Origin of the sequence: Cupriavidus sp. H19C3 (assembly GCF_049393815.1) — a bacterium.
Classification (GTDB): Bacteria; Pseudomonadota; Gammaproteobacteria; order Burkholderiales; family Burkholderiaceae; genus Cupriavidus.
Genome location: NZ_CP184985.1, coordinates 3,835,478 through 3,855,066, shown reverse-complemented (window position 1 = coordinate 3,855,066; position 19,589 = coordinate 3,835,478). Strand labels below are relative to the sequence as shown.

The window sequence follows — 19,589 nt, the reverse complement described above, 5'->3', positions numbered from 1 at the left end:
CCAGCGCGATGCCGATGTCACCGGCGACCCCACCCGGAACACGCCCGCCAATCCCGCCGGCAATGTCGGCCAGCGCCCGCAGCAATAAGCGGCGCGCCCAGCCAAGGAGTCGAAAAGCGGCATGAATCCGTCACGCATCTTCATCGAGCGGCCGGTCGCCACGGCGCTGCTGATGCTCGCCATCCTGCTGTCCGGGCTGGTGGCATTCCGCCTGCTGCCGCTGTCGGCGCTGCCGGAGGTGGACTACCCGACCATCCAGGTCACCACGCTCTATCCAGGCGCGAGTCCGGACGTGATGACCTCGTCGGTGACCGCGCCGCTCGAACGCCAGTTCGGCCAGATGCCGGGCCTCAAGCAGATGTCCTCGTCGTCCTCGGGCGGCGCCTCGGTCATCACGCTGCAGTTCGAGCTCTCGCTGTCGCTCGACGTCGCCGAGCAGGAAGTCCAGGCCGCGATCAACGCCGGCAGCAACCTGCTGCCGGCCGACCTGCCCGCGCCGCCGGTCTACAGCAAGGTCAATCCAGCCGACGCGCCGATCATGACGCTCGCCATGACCTCCGACACCCTGCCGCTGATCAAGCTGCAGGACATCGTCGATACGCGCGTGGCCGCCAAGATCTCGCAGATCCAGGGCGTGGGCCTGGTCACCATCAGCGGCGGGCAGCGGCCGGCCGTACGCATCCAGGCCAATCCCACCGCGCTGGCCGCGCTCGGCATGTCGATCGACGACCTGCGCACCGCGATCGGCAGTGCCAACGTCAATGGCGCCAAGGGCAGCTTCGACGGTCCGGCGCGCGCCTCGACCATCGACGCCAACGACCAGCTGCGCTCGGCCGACGAGTACAAGCAGATCATCATCGGCTACCAGAATGGCGCGCCGATCCGCATCACCGACGTGGCCGACATCGTCGATGGCCCCGAGAACGCGCGGCTGGCGGCATGGGCCAATGCCAGGCCGGCGATCGTGGTCAATATCCAGCGCCAGCCCGGCGCCAACGTGATCGAGGTGGTGGACCGCATCAAGACGCTGCTGCCGCAGTTGCAGGCCGCCCTGCCGGCCTCGGTGCACGTGCAGCAGCTGACCGACCGCACCACCACCATCCGCGCGTCGGTGGCCGACGTCGAATTCGAGCTGCTGCTGGCCGTGGCGCTGGTGGTGATGGTGATCTTCGTCTTCCTGCGCAATGTGCCGGCCACCATCATTCCCGGCGTGGCGGTACCGCTTTCGCTGGTGGGTACCTTCGGCGTGATGTATCTCGCCGGCTTCTCGATCAACAACCTCACGCTGATGGCGCTGACCATCGCGACCGGCTTCGTGGTGGACGACGCCATCGTGATGATCGAGAACATCATGCGCTACATCGAGGAAGGCGACTCGCCGATGGCGGCGGCGCTCAAGGGCTCGAAGCAGATCGGCTTCACCATCATCTCGCTGACGTTCTCGCTGGTGGCCGTGCTGATTCCGCTGCTGTTCATGGGCGACGTGGTGGGGCGGCTGTTCCGCGAGTTCGCCATCACGCTGGCGGTATCGATCCTGATCTCGGCGGTGGTCTCGCTGACGCTCACGCCGATGATGTGCGCGCGCCTGCTGCGCCATGTGCCCGAGGAGAACCTGTCGCGCTTCCACCAGGCCACCGGCCGCTTCTTCGACAGCGTGATCGCCCGCTACGGCCGCGCGCTGGAATGGGTGCTGGCGCGCCAGACCGCCACGCTGATCGTGGCCATCGGCACGCTGGTGCTGACCGGCCTGCTCTACCTCGTGGTGCCCAAGGGTTTCTTCCCGACCCAGGACACCGGCGTGATCCAGGCCATTACCGAGGCCGCGCAGACCACCTCGTTCACCGCCATGGGCCGCAAGCAGGAGGCCGTGCAGAAGGTCATCCTCGAGGACCCGGCGGTGGCCAGCGTGTCGTCGTTCATCGGCGTGGATGGCACCAACACCACGCTCAACGCGGGCCGCATGCTGATCAACCTCAAGCCGAAGGACGAGCGCGACAGCATGAACGTGGTGATGGACCGCCTGCAGGAGGCCGCGCAGAAGCTTGGCGGCATCTCGCTCTACATGCAGCCGGTGCAGGACCTGACCATCGAGGACCGCGTCTCGCGCACGCAGTACCAGTTCACCGTGGAAGACCCCGATCCCGCCGTGCTGGCCGACTGGGTACCGAAGCTGGTGGACCGGCTGCGCCAGGAGCCGGAACTGCGCGACGTGACGAGCGACCAGCAGAACAATGGCCTGCGCGCGTACGTCGAGATCGATCGCGATGCCGCCGCGCGCTTCGGCATCACTACCGCGGTGATCGACAGTGCGCTGTACAGCGCCTTCGGCCAGCGCCTGGTATCCACCATCTTCACGCAGGCGAGCCAGTATCGCGTGGTGCTGGAGACCATGCCGCAGTTCCGCACCGGGCCGCAGTCGCTGTCCGAGCTGCGCCTGCCGTCGTCGTCGGGCGGCCAGGTGCCGCTGGGTTCGATCGCGCGCATCAGCGAGCGGACCGGCCCGCTGGTGATCAACCACCAGGGCCAGTTCCCGGCCGCGACCATCTCGTTCAACCTCGCACCCGGCGCGTCGCTCGGCGCCGCGGTGGAAAAGATCAAGCGCGTCGAGCAGGAAATCGGCCTGCCGATCTCGATGGCGACCGAATTCCAGGGCGCCGCGCTCGCGTTCAGCGCCTCGCTGTCCAACACGCTGTGGCTGATCCTGGCCGCCGTGATCACCATGTATATCGTGCTCGGCGTGCTGTACGAGAGCACCATCCATCCGGTCACGATCCTGTCGACGCTGCCGTCGGCCGGCGTGGGCGCGCTGCTGGCGCTGCTGATCGCGCGCCAGGACCTTGGCATCATCGCGATCATCGGCATCATCCTGCTGATCGGCATCGTCAAGAAGAACGCGATCATGATGATCGACTTCGCGCTCGAGGCCGAACGCGAGGGCGGCATGGCGCCGCGCGACGCGATCTTCCAGGCCTGCCTGCTGCGCTTCCGCCCGATCCTGATGACCACCATGGCGGCCCTGCTCGCCGCGCTACCGCTGATGCTCGGCACCGGTATCGGCTCGGAACTGCGGCGGCCGCTCGGCGTGACGATGGTCGGCGGCCTGCTGGTGAGCCAGGTACTGACGCTGTTCACCACGCCGGTGATCTACCTCGCGTTCGACCGCGTGGCCATGCGCCTCAACGACTGGCGCCGGCGCAGGTTCGGCGACCCGGAGCACGGCGACCATGGTGACCATGGCGATGCCGGCGACGGCGGCCATGGCAGCGGCGCGCCACGTCCACAGGAGCCGCACGCCTGATGAACCTGTCGGCCACCTTCATCCATCGTCCGGTTGCCACCGCGCTGCTCACCATCGGCATTCTGCTGGCCGGTCTGGCGGCGCTGCGGCTGCTGCCGGTCTCGCCGCTGCCGCAGGTCGACTTTCCGACCATCTCGGTGTCGGCATCGCTGCCGGGCGCTAGCCCCGAGACCATGGCGGCCACCGTGGCCACGCCGCTCGAACGCGCACTCGGCACCATCGCCGGCGTCAACGAGATCACCTCCACCAGCTCGCTCGGCTCCACGCGCGTGACGCTGCAGTTCGACCTCTCGCGCAATATCGACGGCGCCGCGCGCGACGTGCAGGCGGCCATCAACGCGTCGCGCGCGACGCTGCCCACCAGCCTGCCCAACAACCCGACCTATCGCAAGGTCAACCCGGCCGACGCGCCGATCATGATCATCGCGCTGACCTCGCCGACCATGACGCGCGGACAGCTCTACGATGCGGCCTCCACCATCCTCGCGCAGAAGCTGTCGCAGGTGGAAGGCGTCGGGCAGGTCACGATCGGCGGCTCGTCGCTGCCGGCCGTGCGCGTCGAGCTGAATCCGACCGCGCTCAACAAGTACGGCATCTCGCTCGAGGATGTGCGCAACACCATCAGCGCGACCAACGCCAATCGTCCGCTCGGCGTGCTCGAGAACGACCGCAACAACTGGCAGGTCTACGCCAACGACCAGGCCATGGCAGCCAGGGACTACATGCCGCTGATCGTGCGCTACGCCACGCCGGGCACGTTCTCGTCGGCTTCGGCCGGGGCGCTGATCGCCAGCACCGCCAATGCCGCCGCCGGCGGCAACGTCAGCACCAAGACCGTCAATGGCGTGACGACCACCACGCTGACCACCAGCAGCGGCACCACCACCATCACCACGGGCGCCACCGGCGGCAACAACGGCAACAGCGGCCCCAATGCATTCGCGGTGCCGGTGCGCCTGTCGGACGTGGCCACCGTGACCGACTCGGTGCAGGACATCCGCAACGCGGGCTCGGCCAACGGCAAGCCGTCGGTACTGCTGGTGCTCAACCGCTCGCCCGGCGCCAACATCATCGAGACCGTCGACCGCGTCAACGACATCCTGCCGCAGCTGCGCAAGATGATCCCCGCCAATATCTCGATGGACGTGATGCTGGACCGCACGCCTACCATTCGCGCCTCGCTGCGGGAAGTCGAGCACACGCTGATGATCTCGGTGGCGCTGGTGATCATGGTGGTGTTCCTGTTCCTGCGCAACGTGCGCGCCACGCTGATTCCCAGCGTGGTGGTACCGGTCTCGCTGGTGGGCACGTTCGCGGTGATGTACCTCGCCGGCTTCTCGCTCAACAACCTGTCGCTGATGGCGCTGACCATCGCCACCGGCTTCGTGGTCGACGATGCCATCGTGGTGCTCGAGAATATCTCGCGCCATATCGAGGACGGCATGAAGCCGCTCGCCGCCGCCTTGCGCGGCGCGCGCGAAGTGGGCTTTACCGTGCTGTCGATGAGCCTGTCGCTGATCGCGGTATTCATTCCGCTGCTGCTGATGGGCGGCATCGTCGGCCGCCTGTTCCAGGAGTTCGCCATCACGCTGTCGGTGGCGATCCTGGTTTCGCTGGTGGTCTCGCTGACCACCACGCCGATGATGTGCGCGCGGCTGCTGCGCCCGGTGAAGGAGGAGAAGCGCGGCCGCTTCTACCAGGCGAGCGAGCGCGTGTTCGACTGGATGCATGCGGCGTACGCGCGCTCGCTCGCGGTCGCGCTGCGCCACAGCCTGCTGGTGTGGCTGGTGCTGCTGGCCACCATCGTGCTCAACGTCTACCTCTACGTGATCGTGCCCAAGGGCTTCTTCCCGCAACAGGACACGGGCCGCCTGATCGGCTTTATCCGCGCCGACCAGGCCACCTCGTTCCAGGCCATGCGCACCAAGCTCGACAACTTCATCGCAATCGTGCGGGCGGACCCGGCCGTGGTCAACGTGACCGGCTTCACGGGTGGATCGCAACGCAATACGGGCCAGATGTTCGTCACGCTCAAACCGCTGTCCGAGCGCAAGGCAAGCGCGGATGCGATCATCGCGCGGCTGCGCGGCAAGCTGGCCAGGGAACCGGGTGCCAACCTGTTCCTGGTGCCGGTGCAGGACATCCGCATCGGCGGCCGCCAGAGCAGCTCGCAATACCAGTTCACGCTGCAGTCCGACGATCTGGAGACCCTGCGCGCATGGGAACCCAAGGTGCGCGCGGCCATCTCCAACATCAAGGGCATCGAGGACGTCGACACCGATACCAACGACAAGGGCCTGCAGACCTCGGTGATCATCGATCGCGATACCGCCTCCAGGCTCGGCGTGACCGCGCAGCAGGTGGACGCGGTGCTCAACGACGCGTTTGGCCAGCGGCTGGTGTCCACGATCTACCATCCGCTCAACCAGTATCGCGTGGTGATGGAGCTGAGCCAGGAGTACCTGCAGAGTCCGCACGCGCTGCAGGACATCTACGTCGTGACGGGCGGCGGCAAGCAGGTGCCACTGTCCGCGTTCGCGCGCGTGGTGCCCACCAGTACCCCGCTCGGCGTCAATCATCAGGGCCAGTTCGCCGCCTCGACCATCTCGTTCAACCTGGCCGAGGGATTTTCCCTGTCGCAGGCGACCGATGCGATCCGCGACGCGATGGCGCGCATTGGCGCGCCCGAAACGCTGCAGGCCAACTTCCAGGGCGGCGCCAAGGCCTTCCAGGACTCGCTCAAGAGCCAGCCGATCCTGATCCTGGCCGCGCTGATCACGATCTATATCGTGCTCGGCATCCTGTACGAAAGCTACGTGCATCCGCTCACGATCCTGTCCACGCTGCCGTCGGCTGGCGTGGGCGCGCTGTTGGCCCTGCTCGCATCGAAGACCGAGTTCAGCATCATCGCGCTGATCGGCGTGATCCTGCTGATCGGCATCGTCAAGAAGAACGCGATCATGATGATCGACTTTGCGATCGACGCCGAGCGGCGCGAAGGCCTGTCGCCGCGCGACGCCATCCACCGCGCCTGCCTGCTGCGCTTCCGCCCGATCCTGATGACCACCATGGCCGCGCTGCTGGGCGCGATTCCGCTTGCCCTCGGCCGCGGCGACGGCGCCGAGTTGCGCGCCCCGCTCGGCATTTCCATCGTGGGCGGCCTGCTGGTGAGCCAGCTGCTGACGCTCTATACCACGCCGGTGGTCTACCTGACCCTCGACCGCTGGCGCCTGAAGGTACAGGGATGGCGCGCGCGCCGCCAGCGCGGCACCGGCGCCGCGCCACGACTCGAACATTGATGCGACTCATGACCCGACGCATGACCCAGATGCAACGCTCCCCCGCCTTACGGGTGGCCGCCCTCGCAGCCGCGCTGCTGCTGGCCGGCTGCGCCGTCGGCCCCGACTACCAGCGCCCCGATGCACCGACCTCGGCCGCCTTCAAGGAGGCCAGCGCCGACATGCCCGCGTGGGCCGGCGCATGGAAGCCCGCGGAGCCGCAGGACCAGGTCGCGCGCGCGGACTGGTGGCGCGTGTTCAACGACCCCGATCTCGACACGCTGATGGCACAGGTGCGCATCTCCAACCAGAACATCAAGGCGGCCGAGGCCCAGTACCGCCAGGCCGTGGGCGCGCTGCGCGCCGCGCGCGCGGGCTTCTTCCCGACGCTCGACGGCAGCGCCAGCGCATCGCGCTCGGGCAGCAGCAACAGCAGCCAGGCCGGCAATATCCGCAATGGCCAGAGCATCACGTTCTCGGCCAACTGGGAAATCGACGTGTGGGGCCGCGTGCGGCGCCAGGTGGAAAGCAGCACGGCCAGCGCGCAGGCCAGCCAGGCGGACCTCGCCGCGGCGCTGCTGTCGACCCAGTCGACGCTCGCGCAGAGCTACTTCCTGCTGCGCATCGCCGATGCCCAGCGTGCGCTGCTCGACCGCACCGTGGCCGATTACCAGAGGTCCCTGCAGCTCGTGCAGAACCAGTATGCGGTGGGCACCGCGCAGCGCTCCGATGTGCTGCAGTCCGAAACCCAGCTCAAGTCGGCGCAGGCGCAGCAGATCGATATCCAGATCACGCGCGCGCAGCTCGAACACGCCATCGCGGTACTGATCGGCCGCTCGCCCTCGGAACTGACGCTGTCCGCCATCGACTTCGACGATGCGCTGCCGCGCGTACCGGTGGCGGTGCCGTCGCAACTGCTGGAGCGCCGCCCCGACATCGGCGCCGCCGAGCGCCGCATGGCGGCCGCCAACGCCGAGATTGGCGTGGCGCAGGCCGCGTACTATCCCACGCTGTCGCTGTCCGCCACCGGCGGCCTGACCGCCGCCACGCTCGCGCGCTGGCTGTCGCTGCCCGACCGCATCTGGTCGTTCGGTCCGTCGCTGGCCGGTGCCATCTTCGACGGCGGCCTGCGCAGCGCCAACAAGGCCCAGGCGGTGGCGGCGTACGACCAGACCGTGGCCAACTACCGGCAGACCGTGCTCAATGCGTTCCAGGAGGTCGAGGACAATCTTGCCGCCGCGCGGCTGCTGGAGCAGGAAAGCGTGGTGCAGAACGACGCGCTGCGCTCGGCGCGCGAGGCGCTGGCGCTCGTCAACAACCGCTACAAGGCCGGCACCGCGGCCCTGCTCGATGTGCTGACGGCGCAGACGGCGGCCTACACCGCGGAACGTACGGCGCTGTCGATCACGGGCCGGCAGTACACCACCGCGGTGATCCTGATTGCGGCGCTGGGCGGCGGCTGGCATGCTGGCGAAACCGATAACGGGACCGCTATCGCGAGCGATACCATGGGCAATACCGCGTCTGCTACCGCGTCTGCTACCGCGTCCACTACCGCCACCGCCACCGCGACCGCGACCGCCACCGATACCGATACCGATACCGCGCGCGCGACGCGGGGCGCGGCGGTCAAGCCCTGAGTCCGCTCACGCGGCGACGTCGCGGCGTCCCTCCGGCACCGGCAGCGGCTGCTGCCTGACTCGCTCGCGCAGCCAGGTGGCGGCCTTGCCGAGCGGACGCTGCTTGTGCCACACCAGCTCCATCGCCACCGGCCAGTCCTGCTCCTGGAAGGCCAGCTTGGGCGATACCAGCTGCGCCGCCGCCGGCGAGTTGGCGGCCACGTGCCACGGCACGAAGGCCCAGCCCAGCCCGCGCTTGACCAGTTCGACGATCACCCACTGGCTCTCGACCCACCAGACGTCGGCCGCGACGCGCAGGCGCTTCTTCTCCTCGCTGTCGCTGCGGGTGGCCACCATCAGTTGCCGGTAACGCTTGAGCTCCTCCCAGTCGACCCGCGGCTGCGCGGCGAGCGGGTGATCGGGCGCGCAGATGATCGGCATCGGCACCCAGCCGAGCGCATGAAACGCGAGTTCGGGCGGCAGGATTTCCTGGCGCCACATGATGCCAAGGTCCGCGCACTGGCCCAGCACAAGGCGGCTCACGTCCTCCATCAACGGAAACAGCAGCTCCAGTTCCACGGCCGGAAAGCGCCGCGAGAATTCTTCGAGCAGCACGCCCAGCACTTCCTCGGGATACAGCTCGTCCACCGCGAGCACGAGGCGCGTTTCCACCCCCTCGCCCAGGCTCTTGGCCACCCCGCGAAAATGCTCGCAGCGCTCCAGGATCACGCGCGCCTCCGCCAGCAGCCGCTCGCCCGCCGCGGTCAGCACCGGGTAGCGCGCGCGGCGATCGAACAACGCGTTGCCGAGGTCGATTTCCAGATTGGCCACGGCGGCGCTGACCACCGACTGCGCCTTGCCAAGCCGGCGCGCGGCGGCGGAAAACGAGCCGGTCTCGGCGGCAGCGACAAAGGCCTGCAACTGGTCCAGCGATAGGCTCATGGCGGCTCCCAACGTCCATCCATCGGATAAACCGATAGTATCCAACTTGGCAATAGCACTCCAGCAGATAGACTTGCGGCATTGCGATTGCAGGAGAGCATCATGCGTACCACGGGAGACCGCATCCGACATGCCATCGGCTTCGAGCTGATCGGCCTGATGGCCTTTGCGCCACTGGCCAGCTGGGTGTTCGGCTTCGCGCTTCACCAGATGGGGCTGATCGGGGCGGTCGCGTCGCTGATCGCGGCCGGCTGGAATTACGTCTACAACCTGATGTTCGACAAGACCATGCTGCGGCTGCGCGGCGAGGTCCACAAGACCCCGGCGATCCGGGTGCTGCACGCGATCCTGTTCGAGGGCGGCCTGCTGATCGTGTTCCTGCCCTCGGTGGCGTGGTATCTCGATATCAGCCTGTTCGACGCGTTCGTGATGGACATCGCGGTGGCCGGCTTCTACATGGTCTACGCGCTGATCTACAACTGGGCCTACGACCTGGTGTTTCCGCTGCCGCGTCATGCGCCGGACGCGAGCAATACCGCGCTTGGGACCCAGACGGCACCACGCCAATGCCCGGAGTAAGCGCGCGGTGCGGCGTGATGCCGACTTCGCCGGCAAATTAAGCCCGTAACGCCTCACTCCACGTCATCCGCGCCGCACACGGCATGCGTTAACATCGTCGCCATGCCTAATCGTCACCTGCCGCCGCTCGCCCTCGTTGTCACCCTTGCCGCCGCGCTCGCGGCCGGTCCCCTCGCCCACGCCAAACCCGCACGATCCGCCAAGTCCCATGCGGCGAAGGCAGCGGTGGCGAGCGCCGCCCCGGGCCGAGCCGCACGCCCCGCCGCGGCCGAACGGGTCGCCGCGATCGATCCCGCCGCCTTGCGCGCGGGCCTGCCCGCCACCGTGTTGACCGCGCTGCGGCGCGCCAATGTGCCGCTCTCGGCAGCCAGCTTCTACGTCGTCAAGGTCGGCGCGCCGTCCGCGCGCGCGAGCTGGAACGCCCAGCAGCCGATGAACCCGGCCTCGACCATGAAGGTGGTCACCACCTTTGCCGGCCTGCAGTTGCTCGGTCCCGACTATCGGTGGCAGACCTCCCTCTATGCCGATGCGGCGCCCGAACCCGATGGCACGCTCAACGGCAACCTCTATCTGCGCGGCCACGGCGATCCCAAGCTCGTGCCCGAAGAAATGGCCAAGCTGGTGTCGCAGGCGCGCCGCTACGGCGTCAGCAACATCAACGGCGATCTGGTGCTGGACCGCAGCTACTTTGCGGACGGCCTCGACGGCAACGGCACCATCGACGGCGAAACCACGCGCGCCTACAACGTGAGCCCGGACGCGCTGCTCTACTCGTTCAAGACCCTCTCGTTCACCATCAGTCCCGATCCCGCCACGCGCTCGGTCGCGGTGTCGGTCACGCCGGCGCTGGCGCAACTGCGCGTCGACAACCGCCTGACGCTGCGCAACGGCCGCTGCGGTGACTGGCGCACGGGCGCGAACCCGGCCATCATGCCGCAACCCGACGGCACCGTCGTGGCGTCTTTCGACGGCAGCTATTCGACGGACTGCGGCGAGCATGTCGTCAACCTCGCAACGCTGTCCCACAGCGATTTCATCTGGGGCGGCTTTGTCGCCGAATGGCAGCGCGCGGGCGGTACCTTCGCCCATCCGCCCGGCGTGCGCGCTGGCAAGGTGCCGCGCAACGCGATTCTGCTGGCGCGGCACTACGGCGAACCGCTGGCCGATATCGTGCGCGATATCAACAAGTTCTCGAACAACGTGATGGCGCGCCAGCTGTTTCTGACCATCGGCGCGGAGATCGATCGCAGCGGCCCCGCCAGCACGGCGCGCTCCGCCCGCGTGATCCAGCGCTGGCTGTCGCGCCAGGGACTCGACATGCCGGACCTCGTGCTCGAGAACGGATCGGGGTTGTCGCGCGACGAGCGCATCAGCGCGTACGACATGGCACGCCTGCTGCAGCAGGCGCTGGCCAGCAATGTCGGCAATGACCTGATCGATTCGCTGCCGATTCTCGGCGTCGACGGCACGCTGCGCAACCGACTGACGCGCGCGCATGCGGCCGGCAATGCGTACCTCAAGACGGGCACGCTGCAGGATGTGCGGGCGCTCGCCGGCTATGTCGACGCGCTCAATGGCGACCGCTACGTGGTGGTGGCCTATATCAATCATCCCAACGCTTCCGCCGCGCAGGAAGCGCACGATGCGTTGATGCAATGGGTGTATCGCGGCGCGCCGTGAGGTCAGGCGAGGCGGCGAGGATGCCCGTGGGGTGGGCTCAGGGGCGCAGTGAGGGGCGCAGTGAGGGACGCAGTGAGGGACGCAGTAAGGGACGCGCTGAGAGACGCACCCGGCGCTGCGCCAGGGACGCTGCCGGCGCGCGGCCGGCTCAGGCTTCGAACGCGGCCGCGGCGCGCCCCAGGCGGTCGCGCACCCCATCCCAGGCATGGCCCTCGGGCACCGGCTCGAACACGAGCCGCGCGAAGCCCTCCTTGTCCAGGCGGCGTAGCAGGCGATAGAGTTCGCGCGCATAGGCTTCGGGCGTGGCCGGTGCCGGCACGAATTCGCATCGCGCATCGTGCCCCTGCGGCGCGGCCGCGGCGACCCACGCCAGGCGTCCATCCGCAGGCAGGCTGGCGAGATAGGCCGGCAAGGCCGACGCCGCGGCCAGCACCAGCGGCGTGCGCGGCGCGTAATGCGCGCGGAGCGTGCCCGAGGCACGCGGCGCGGCCGCATCGGGCGGCAGCGGCGCGGTACCCAGCACCGCCGCCATCATCGCCGGCGTGATCGCCCCCGGACGCAGCAGCACCGGGCCGATGCCCTGGTCGAGGCGCGACAGATCGACAATGGTCGACTCGATGCCGACATCGACGCCATCGCCTTCGAGCACATAGACGGCATCGCCGAATTCGTCGCGCACATGCTGCGCGGTGGTCGGGCTCACCTGCCCGAACTTGTTGGCCGAGGGCGCCGCAATGCCACCCCGGCCACGGCGAAAGCGCGACAGGAGCGCCTGCGCGACCGGATGCGACGGGCAACGCAAGCCCAGGCTGTCCTGCCCGCCCGCCACCGCGGCGGGAATATGCGCGGCACGCTTGAGAATCAGCGTCAGCGGACCGGGCCAGAAGGCGTCGATCAGTTGCCGCGCGGCTTCCGGCACCTCGTCGGCCCAATAGCCGATATCGGCGCCGTCCACCACATGCACGATCACGGGATGATTCGACGGCCGCCCCTTGGCGGCAAAGATGCGCGCCACCGCCTCCGGGTTCTCGGCATCGGCGCCAAGACCGTAGACCGTCTCGGTGGGAAACGCCACCAGTTGGCCAGCTTCGAGCAGACGGACGGCTTCGTCGAGTTCGGCGGCCGTGGGGAGACGGGAAGACATCGCGGGCAATCGGGTCGGTGTGCGGGTCGGGCGTGGGTCGGGTACGGAATCGATACGGTGCGGGATCGGGCCTGGCAGGCTGCGCCGGGGTGCGTCCCCTCGCTCAGAGCGGAATATGCAGCGCCTGCGCCGCCGCCACGAAGGCCGCCTGGGCGGCCTCGGCCTGCTCGCCGACGCAGTTCACATGGCCCATCTTGCGGGCGGGGCGCGCATCGTTCTTGCCATACAGATGGAGCTTGGCACCGGGCTGCGCCAGGATGGCGTCCCACGCCGGCGTGCGTTCGAGGCCGAACTCGAACCAGGCATCGCCCAGCAGGTTCAGCATCTTGCCGGCCGAATGCTGGCGCGTCTGCCCCAGCGGCATGCGCGCCATCGCGCGTACCTGCTGCTCGAACTGGCTGGTCTCGCACACGTCCATCGTGATGTGGCCCGAGTTGTGCGGGCGCGGCGCCATTTCGTTGGCCACCAGCGAGCCGTCCGTCAGCACGAAGAACTCGATGCAGAGCACGCCCACATAGCCCATCTCGCTGGCGATCGACGCCGCCGCGGCGCGCGCACGCTGCGCGATCTCGTCGGACACGCTCGTCGACGGCATCGTGGTCGAGAACAGGATGCCGTCGCGATGCACGTTCTCGGCCAGCGGCCAGGTCACCGTGGCACCGTCCGCGCCGCGCGCGGCCAGCACCGAGACCTCGTAGGCGAGCGGCAGCATCTGCTCCAGCACGCACGGCACATGCTGCATGGCACGCCACGCGGCGCGCACGTCCTCGCGCGTCTTCACGCGCGCCTGGCCCTTGCCGTCGTAGCCCATGCGCGCGGTCTTAAGGATGCCGGGCAGCAGCGCCTCGGGCACCTGGTCGACGTCGGCATCGTGCTGGATCACCCAGTGCGGGGCGGGTGCCACGCCGGTGCGTCCGGCGCAGGCGGCAAAGAACTTCTTCTCGCCGATGCGGTTCTGCGCGATCGACACGCAGTAGCCGCGCGGGGCCACGAACGCACCGAGCTGCTCCAGGCGGTCCAGCGAAATCGACGGTACGTTCTCGAACTCGGTGCTGACCGCCGGGCATAGCCGCGCCATTTCGGCCAGCGCGGCTTCGTCGGTGTACGGCGCGCACAGGTGGCGGTCCGCCACCGCGCCGGCCGGGCTGTCCTGGTCGGGATCGAGCACGCACACGCGGTAGCCCATCGACTGCGCCGCATGCGTGAACATGCGCCCCAGTTGTCCGCCACCGAGCATGCCGAGCCAGCTGCCGGGCAGGATCGGCGCGTTCGGGTTATCGACGCCGAACTCCGCGCGCGACTCGGGCGTGTGGGCTTCGGACAGGTAGGGATGGATATCGGTGGCCATGCGAGGTATCGGCAGGTAGCGGCTGGTATCGGCGGCGCTCGTCAGAGCGCGTACAGGGTGTGTGGCGACAATTGTGGTCGCAGGTGCGGTCGCAAGTGCGGGCTATGGCGAGCGGCGCCGGCGTTCGGTGACGTTTCCGTACGGGTTCAGACCGGCAGCTTCATCGCGCGCGCCGCTTCGGTCTGCCTCGCACGAAACGCTTCGAGCGCCGCGGCCAGCTGGTCGTCGGTGGTCGCCAGCGTTGCAATCGCGTGCAGGGCCGCATTGGCGGCGCCCGCCTCGCCGATCGCGAACGTCGCCACGGGCACGCCCTTCGGCATCTGCACGATCGACAGCAGCGAATCCTCGCCACGCAGGTACTTCGACGGCACCGGCACGCCGAACACCGGCACAATGGTCTTGGCCGCGATCATGCCCGGCAGGTGCGCGGCACCGCCGGCACCGGCGATGATCGCGCGAATCCCGCGCGCGCGCGCCGCTTCGGCATAGCGGAACATGTCGTCGGCCATGCGGTGCGCGGATACCACCTGCGCCTCGCACGGCACGCCAAAATCCTTGAGCATGGCGACCGCGTGCTGCATCACGTCCCAGTCGGAACTGCTGCCCATTACCACGCCCACCACCGGCTTTGCGTCGTTGCTCACGTCGTCTTCCTCGCGCTCGGTTACTGCAGCGACTCGCCGGTCAGGCGCGTCAGGGCTTCCTTGTACTTGTCGGCGGTCCGCTCGACCACGTCCTCCGGCAATTGCGGCGCCGGCGCGGTCTTCGGCCACGGCTTGCCGTCGATGCGCACGGCCTCGAGCCAGTCGCGCACGAACTGCTTGTCGAAAGACGGCGGGTTGGTCCCCACCTGGTACGAATCGGCCGGCCAGAAGCGCGACGAATCGGCGGTCAGCACTTCGTCCATCAGCGTCAGCGTGCCGTTTTCGTCGAGGCCGAATTCAAACTTGGTGTCGGCAATGATGATGCCGCGCGTGGCCGCGTATTCGGCGGCCTCCTTGTACAGGCGGATCGAGATATCGCGCATCTTCGCCGCCAGCTCCTTGCCGATGCGCTGCTCGACTTCCTCGAACGAGATGTTTTCGTCATGCTCGCCCATCTCGGCCTTGGCGGCCGGCGTAAAGATCGGCTCGGGCAGCTTCTGCGCGTTCTGCAGGCCGGCCGGCAGCGCAATGCCGCACACCTTGCCGGTGGCCTGGTAGTCCTTCCAGCCACTGCCGGCCAGGTAGCCACGCACCACGGCTTCCACCAGGATCGGCTTGAGGCGCTTGACCACCACCGCGCGGCCGCGCACCTGCGCCACTTCGTCCGGGGCCACCACGCTCTCGGCGGTCACGCCGGTCTCATGGTTCGGCACGATATGGGCGAGGCGCCGGAACCAGAAGTTGGCCATCTGGTTCAGCACGCGGCCCTTGGCCGGAATCGGCTCTCCCATGATCACGTCGAACGCGGACAGGCGGTCGGTGGTGACGATCAGCAGCTTGTCGTCGCCGACGGCATAGTTGTCGCGCACCTTGCCGCGGCCAAGCAGCGGCAGGGAATGAATGGAAGATTCGTAGAGGGCTTCGGACATGATGGGAGTCGACTGCGGGTGGTTTGCCGCCCTGCCCCGGGCAAGTGACGAGTCAGGGCAGGACGGCACACAAGGTATTGCGAAAACGGCTGAGGCTTACTGCACGACCTGTGCGAGCTTGCCCGACTGGTATTGGCCGGCGATATCGGTCAGGCCCACCGGCTTGATCTTGCTGGCCTGGCCTTCGCAGCCGAACGCCACGTAGCGCGCCTTGCACACCAGCTTGGCGGCTTCGCGCGCGGGCTTCAGGTATTCGCGCGGATCGAACTTGCTCGGGTTCTCGGCGAAGAAGCGGCGGATCGCGCCGGTCATCGCCAGGCGGATATCGGTGTCGATGTTGATCTTGCGCACGCCGTACTTGATGGCTTCCTGGATCTCCTCGACCGGCACGCCGTACGTTTCCTTCATGTCGCCACCGAACTTGCGGATCTCTTCCAGCAGTTCCTGCGGCACCGACGACGAACCGTGCATCACCAGGTGGGTGTTGGGGATACGCGCGTGGATTTCCTTGATGCGGCTGATCGCCAGGATGTCGCCGGTGGGCTTGCGCGTGAACTTGTATGCGCCGTGCGAGGTGCCGATGGCAATGGCCAGCGCGTCGAGCTGGGTCGCCTTGACGAAGTCGGCGGCCTGCTCCGGATCGGTCAGCAGCATCGAGTGGTCGAGCTTGCCTTCGGCGCCGATGCCGTCTTCCTCACCCGCCTCGCCGGTTTCCAGCGAGCCCAGGCAGCCCAGTTCGCCTTCCACCGTCACGCCCACGGCGTGCGCCATCTGCACCACCTTGCGGGTCACGTCGACGTTGTACTCGTAGTCGGCCGGGGTCTTGCCGTCCTCGCGCAGCGAGCCGTCCATCATCACGGACGAGAAGCCGAGGTCGATCGCGCCCTGGCAGATCGCCGGCGACTGGCCGTGATCCTGGTGCATCACCACGGGAATATGCGGATAGGCCTCCACGGCCGCTTCGATCAGGTGGCGCAGGAAGTGCTCGCCGGCGTATTTGCGCGCGCCTGCCGACGCCTGCATGATCACCGGGGCGTTGACCTCGTCGGCCGCCTGCATGATCGCCTGGACCTGTTCGAGGTTGTTGACGTTGAACGCGGGCAGACCGTAGCCGTTCTCGGCGGCGTGGTCCAGCAGCTGGCGCATGGAAACGAGTGGCATGTCAAACTCCTGATAAAAAATTGGGTGTCTCGATATTGTTCTGCGCGTGGGTTGGCCGGTGCGGCACCCCCGGTGGCTCCGGCAGGCTCGCACGCCTGCGTGCGCGCGTCTGTCCGGCGCGGCACACAGGCGGTGTCGGTCAAGTCCCTACGCGCACGATCTTCAACGTATTGGTACCGCCCGGCTGGCCCATCGGCTCGCCCACCGTGAGCACGATGAAGTCGCCGCGCTGGACCACCCCCTGCGCCAGCAGCAGCGCTTCGGCCTGCTCCAGCGCGGTGTCGCGGTCCGTGCTGGCTTCCAGCGGCAGCGGCACCACGTTGCGGTAGAGCTGCATCTTGCGCTGCGAGGCCAGGTTCGGCGTCATCGCATAGATCGGCACATGGATGCGGTGACGGCTCATCCACAGCGCGGTCGCGCCCGAGTCCGTCAATGCCGCGATCGCCTTCACCCCCAAATGATAGGCGGTGAACAGCGCACCCATCGCGATCGACTGATCGATGCGCGAAAAGGTCTGGTTGAGGAAGTCGGTGTCGAGCTGCACCACTTCCGATTTCTCGGCTTCCAGGCAGATCGCGGCCATGGCTTCGACCGTTTCCACCGGATAGCGGCCCGCGGCAGTCTCGGCCGACGTCATCACCGCGTCGGTGCCGTCGAGCACCGCGTTGGCCACGTCCGATACCTCGGCGCGCGTCGGCACCGGGTTCACGATCATGCTTTCCATCATCTGCGTGGCGGTGATGGTCAGCTTGTTGGCTTCGCGCGCGAGCCGGATCATGCGTTTCTGCAAAGCGGGCACCGCGGCGTTGCCAACTTCCACGGCCAGGTCGCCACGCGCCACCATGATGCCGTCGGAGGCCTGCAGGATTTCTTCCAGCACGCCCGGGCGAATCGCTTCGGCCCGTTCGATCTTGGCGATCATGCGCGCCTTGTGGCCATGCGGCTGGCCCGCCACGGCAGCGAGCTGGCGCGCCATTTCCATGTCAGTGGCGTTCTTCGGAAAGCTCACCGCGACATAGTCGGCACCGAGGGCCATGGCGGTCTTGATGTCCTCCATGTCCTTGGCCGTCAGCGCCGGGGCCGAGAGGCCGCCGCCCTGGCGGTTGATGCCCTTGTTGTTGGACAGGTCGCCGCCGACGCGCACCGTGGTGAAGATCTCGGGGCCGAGCACACGCTCCACCATCAGCACGATCAGGCCATCGTTGAGCAGCAGCATGTCGCCGGGGCCGACGTCGCGCGGCAGGTCCTGGTAGTCAAGGCCCACGCGCTCCTGGTTGCCCAGCTGGCAGGTGGCGTCGAGGATGAACGGATCGCCCACCTTGAGCGTGATCTTGCCGTGCTCGAACTTGCCGACACGGATCTTCGGGCCCTGGAGGTCGCACATGATGGCCACCTCGCGGCCGCACGCCTGCGCGGCCTCGCGCACCAGCGCGGCGCGGTCGATATGGTCCTGGGCGGTGCCGTGCGAGAAGTTCAGGCGTACCACGTCCACGCCGGCCGCGATCATGCGGGTCAGCATGTCGAGCGAGCTCGATGCGGGGCCGATCGTGGCGACGATCTTGGTCATGCGGGTCATGCGGGCGACTCCTTCTGTCGGGGTCTGTCGAACCTGTCGAACCAGTGAAAGCTTTGCAACGGTGCTGCCGCGGGGCGAGACGACCGTCGGGGGCGCCGACGCGGTCAGGCCGCCGCGCGTTGCTCCAGCACCTCGAACGCCGGCAGCGTCTTGCCCTCCAGGAATTCGAGGAAGGCACCGCCGCCGGTCGAGATATAACCGATGCGGTCGGCAATGCCGTACTTGGCGATCGCGGCCAGCGTATCGCCGCCACCCGCGATCGAGAAGGCGCTGGAGTCCGCGATGGCCTGGGCCAGCACCTTGGTACCGTTGCCGAACTGGTCGAATTCGAACACCCCGACCGGGCCGTTCCAGACGATGGTGCCGGCTGCCTTGAGCTGGTCGGCCAGTTGCGCCGCGGTCCTGGGCCCGATGTCGAGAATCATGTCGTCGTCGGCGACGTCCTTGACGTCCTTGACCGTGGCGGCCGCCGTCGCGCTGAATTCCTTGGCGCACACCACATCGACCGGGATCGGCACCGAGGCGCCGCGGGCGGCCATCATGTCGATGATGGTGCGCGCATCGGCCACGAGGTCGGCTTCGGCGAGCGACTTGCCGATCTTCAGGCCGGCGGCCAGCATGAACGTGTTGGCGATGCCGCCGCCGACGATGAGCTGGTCGACCTTGTCGGCCAGGGACTTGAGAATGGTGAGCTTGGTGGAGACCTTGGAGCCGGCGACGATCGCCACCAGCGGACGGGCCGGCTGGCCCAGCGCGCGACCCAGCGCGTCGATCTCGGCCGCCAGCAGCGGACCCGCGCATGCCACCGGCGCAAACCGGGCGATGCCGTGGGTAGTCGCTTCGGCGCGGTGCGCGGTGCCAAAGGCGTCATTCACGTAGACGTCGCACAGGGCCGCCATCTTGCGCGCCAGTTCGTCGCTGTTCTTCTTTTCGCCCTTGTTGACGCGACAGTTCTCCAGCAGCACGACCTGGCCCGGCGCCACCTGCACGCCATCGACCCAGTTCGCCACCAGCGGCACCGGCTTGCCAAGCAACTCGGCGAGCCGCGCCGCGACCGGCGCGAGCGAATCCTCGGGTTTGAAGTCGCCTTCCGTGGGCCGGCCCAGGTGCGAGGTCACCATCACCGCGGCGCCGGCGGCCAGGCATGCCTCGATGGCCGGCACCGAGGCGCGGATCCGGGTGTCTTCGGTGATGCGGCCTGCGTCATCCTGCGGCACGTTCAGATCGGCGCGGATAAACACGCGTTTGCCGGAAATCTTGCCTTGGGAGATGAGATCGGTGAGACGCAGGACAGAGGTCATGGCGATAGGAGCAGATAAGAGCAGGACTGTGGCGGCCTGAGGCCACCCACCAGCGGTGAATCGGGGAAACCGGCATTTTACCTGATCGCC

At 67.9% G+C, this 19,589-nt stretch carries 13 protein-coding genes; 5 read left to right on the top strand and 8 right to left on the bottom strand.

Features of this window, described 5'->3' with window-relative positions:
- Positions 1 to 121: 121 nt before the first annotated feature.
- Genes DFLDMN_RS17810 through DFLDMN_RS17800 form a run of 3 tightly spaced genes read left to right on the top strand, consistent with a single transcriptional unit; the run spans position 122 to position 8,216 of the window.
- Positions 122 to 3,298, top strand: coding sequence for an MdtB/MuxB family multidrug efflux RND transporter permease subunit (locus tag DFLDMN_RS17810; RefSeq protein ID WP_423196191.1), 3,177 nt, complete (start codon positions 122 to 124; stop codon positions 3,296 to 3,298).
- Positions 3,298 to 6,597, top strand: a complete 3,300-nt coding sequence (locus DFLDMN_RS17805; RefSeq protein ID WP_423196190.1) for an efflux RND transporter permease subunit — start codon at positions 3,298 to 3,300, stop codon at positions 6,595 to 6,597. The genes DFLDMN_RS17810 and DFLDMN_RS17805 overlap by 1 nt, the downstream gene beginning before the upstream one ends.
- Before the next feature lie 20 nt (positions 6,598 to 6,617).
- The gene (locus DFLDMN_RS17800; protein ID WP_423196189.1) at positions 6,618 to 8,216 is read left to right on the top strand and encodes an efflux transporter outer membrane subunit; all 1,599 of its coding nucleotides are present in this window, start codon (positions 6,618 to 6,620) and stop codon (positions 8,214 to 8,216) included.
- Between the two features lie 6 nt (positions 8,217 to 8,222).
- Here the strand turns inward: DFLDMN_RS17800 and DFLDMN_RS17795 are convergent, their stop codons facing one another.
- A complete protein-coding gene (locus DFLDMN_RS17795; protein WP_423196188.1) occupies positions 8,223 to 9,137 on the bottom strand; it encodes a LysR family transcriptional regulator in 915 nt (304 codons plus the stop codon).
- 102 nt (positions 9,138 to 9,239) lie between these two features.
- Here DFLDMN_RS17795 and DFLDMN_RS17790 point away from each other — a divergent pair, with 102 nt between their 5' ends.
- Both DFLDMN_RS17790 and dacB read left to right on the top strand, forming a co-directional pair.
- Complete coding sequence (locus tag DFLDMN_RS17790; protein WP_423196187.1) at positions 9,240 to 9,716, top strand: PACE efflux transporter; 477 nt, start codon at positions 9,240 to 9,242, stop codon at positions 9,714 to 9,716.
- Positions 9,717 to 9,818: 102 nt separating this feature from the next.
- Positions 9,819 to 11,396 carry a D-alanyl-D-alanine carboxypeptidase/D-alanyl-D-alanine endopeptidase gene (gene dacB / locus DFLDMN_RS17785; protein WP_423196186.1) on the top strand — a complete coding sequence of 526 codons (1,578 nt, stop codon included), beginning with the start codon at positions 9,819 to 9,821 and terminating at the stop codon, positions 11,394 to 11,396.
- A gap of 148 nt (positions 11,397 to 11,544) precedes the next feature.
- Here dacB and DFLDMN_RS17780 read toward each other — a convergent pair whose 3' ends face one another.
- The 7 genes from DFLDMN_RS17780 to DFLDMN_RS17750 form a co-directional block, all read right to left on the bottom strand.
- Complete coding sequence (locus DFLDMN_RS17780) at positions 11,545 to 12,540, bottom strand: L-threonylcarbamoyladenylate synthase (RefSeq protein WP_423196185.1); 996 nt, start codon at positions 12,538 to 12,540, stop codon at positions 11,545 to 11,547.
- Between the two features lie 103 nt (positions 12,541 to 12,643).
- Positions 12,644 to 13,888, bottom strand: coding sequence for a 5-(carboxyamino)imidazole ribonucleotide synthase (locus tag DFLDMN_RS17775; protein WP_423196184.1), 1,245 nt, complete (start codon positions 13,886 to 13,888; stop codon positions 12,644 to 12,646).
- A 146-nt stretch (positions 13,889 to 14,034) separates the two neighbouring features.
- A complete protein-coding gene (gene purE / locus DFLDMN_RS17770; protein ID WP_423196183.1) occupies positions 14,035 to 14,532 on the bottom strand; it encodes a 5-(carboxyamino)imidazole ribonucleotide mutase in 498 nt (165 codons plus the stop codon).
- A 20-nt stretch (positions 14,533 to 14,552) separates the two neighbouring features.
- The gene (locus DFLDMN_RS17765) at positions 14,553 to 15,461 is read right to left on the bottom strand and encodes a phosphoribosylaminoimidazolesuccinocarboxamide synthase (RefSeq protein WP_423196182.1); all 909 of its coding nucleotides are present in this window, start codon (positions 15,459 to 15,461) and stop codon (positions 14,553 to 14,555) included.
- Positions 15,462 to 15,557: 96 nt separating this feature from the next.
- A complete protein-coding gene (gene fba / locus DFLDMN_RS17760; protein ID WP_423196181.1) occupies positions 15,558 to 16,622 on the bottom strand; it encodes a class II fructose-bisphosphate aldolase in 1,065 nt (354 codons plus the stop codon).
- A gap of 139 nt (positions 16,623 to 16,761) precedes the next feature.
- Complete coding sequence (gene pyk / locus DFLDMN_RS17755; protein ID WP_423196180.1) at positions 16,762 to 18,198, bottom strand: pyruvate kinase; 1,437 nt, start codon at positions 18,196 to 18,198, stop codon at positions 16,762 to 16,764.
- A gap of 104 nt (positions 18,199 to 18,302) precedes the next feature.
- Positions 18,303 to 19,499, bottom strand: a complete 1,197-nt coding sequence (locus DFLDMN_RS17750) for a phosphoglycerate kinase (RefSeq protein ID WP_423196179.1) — start codon at positions 19,497 to 19,499, stop codon at positions 18,303 to 18,305.
- Positions 19,500 to 19,589: the final 90 nt, after the last annotated feature.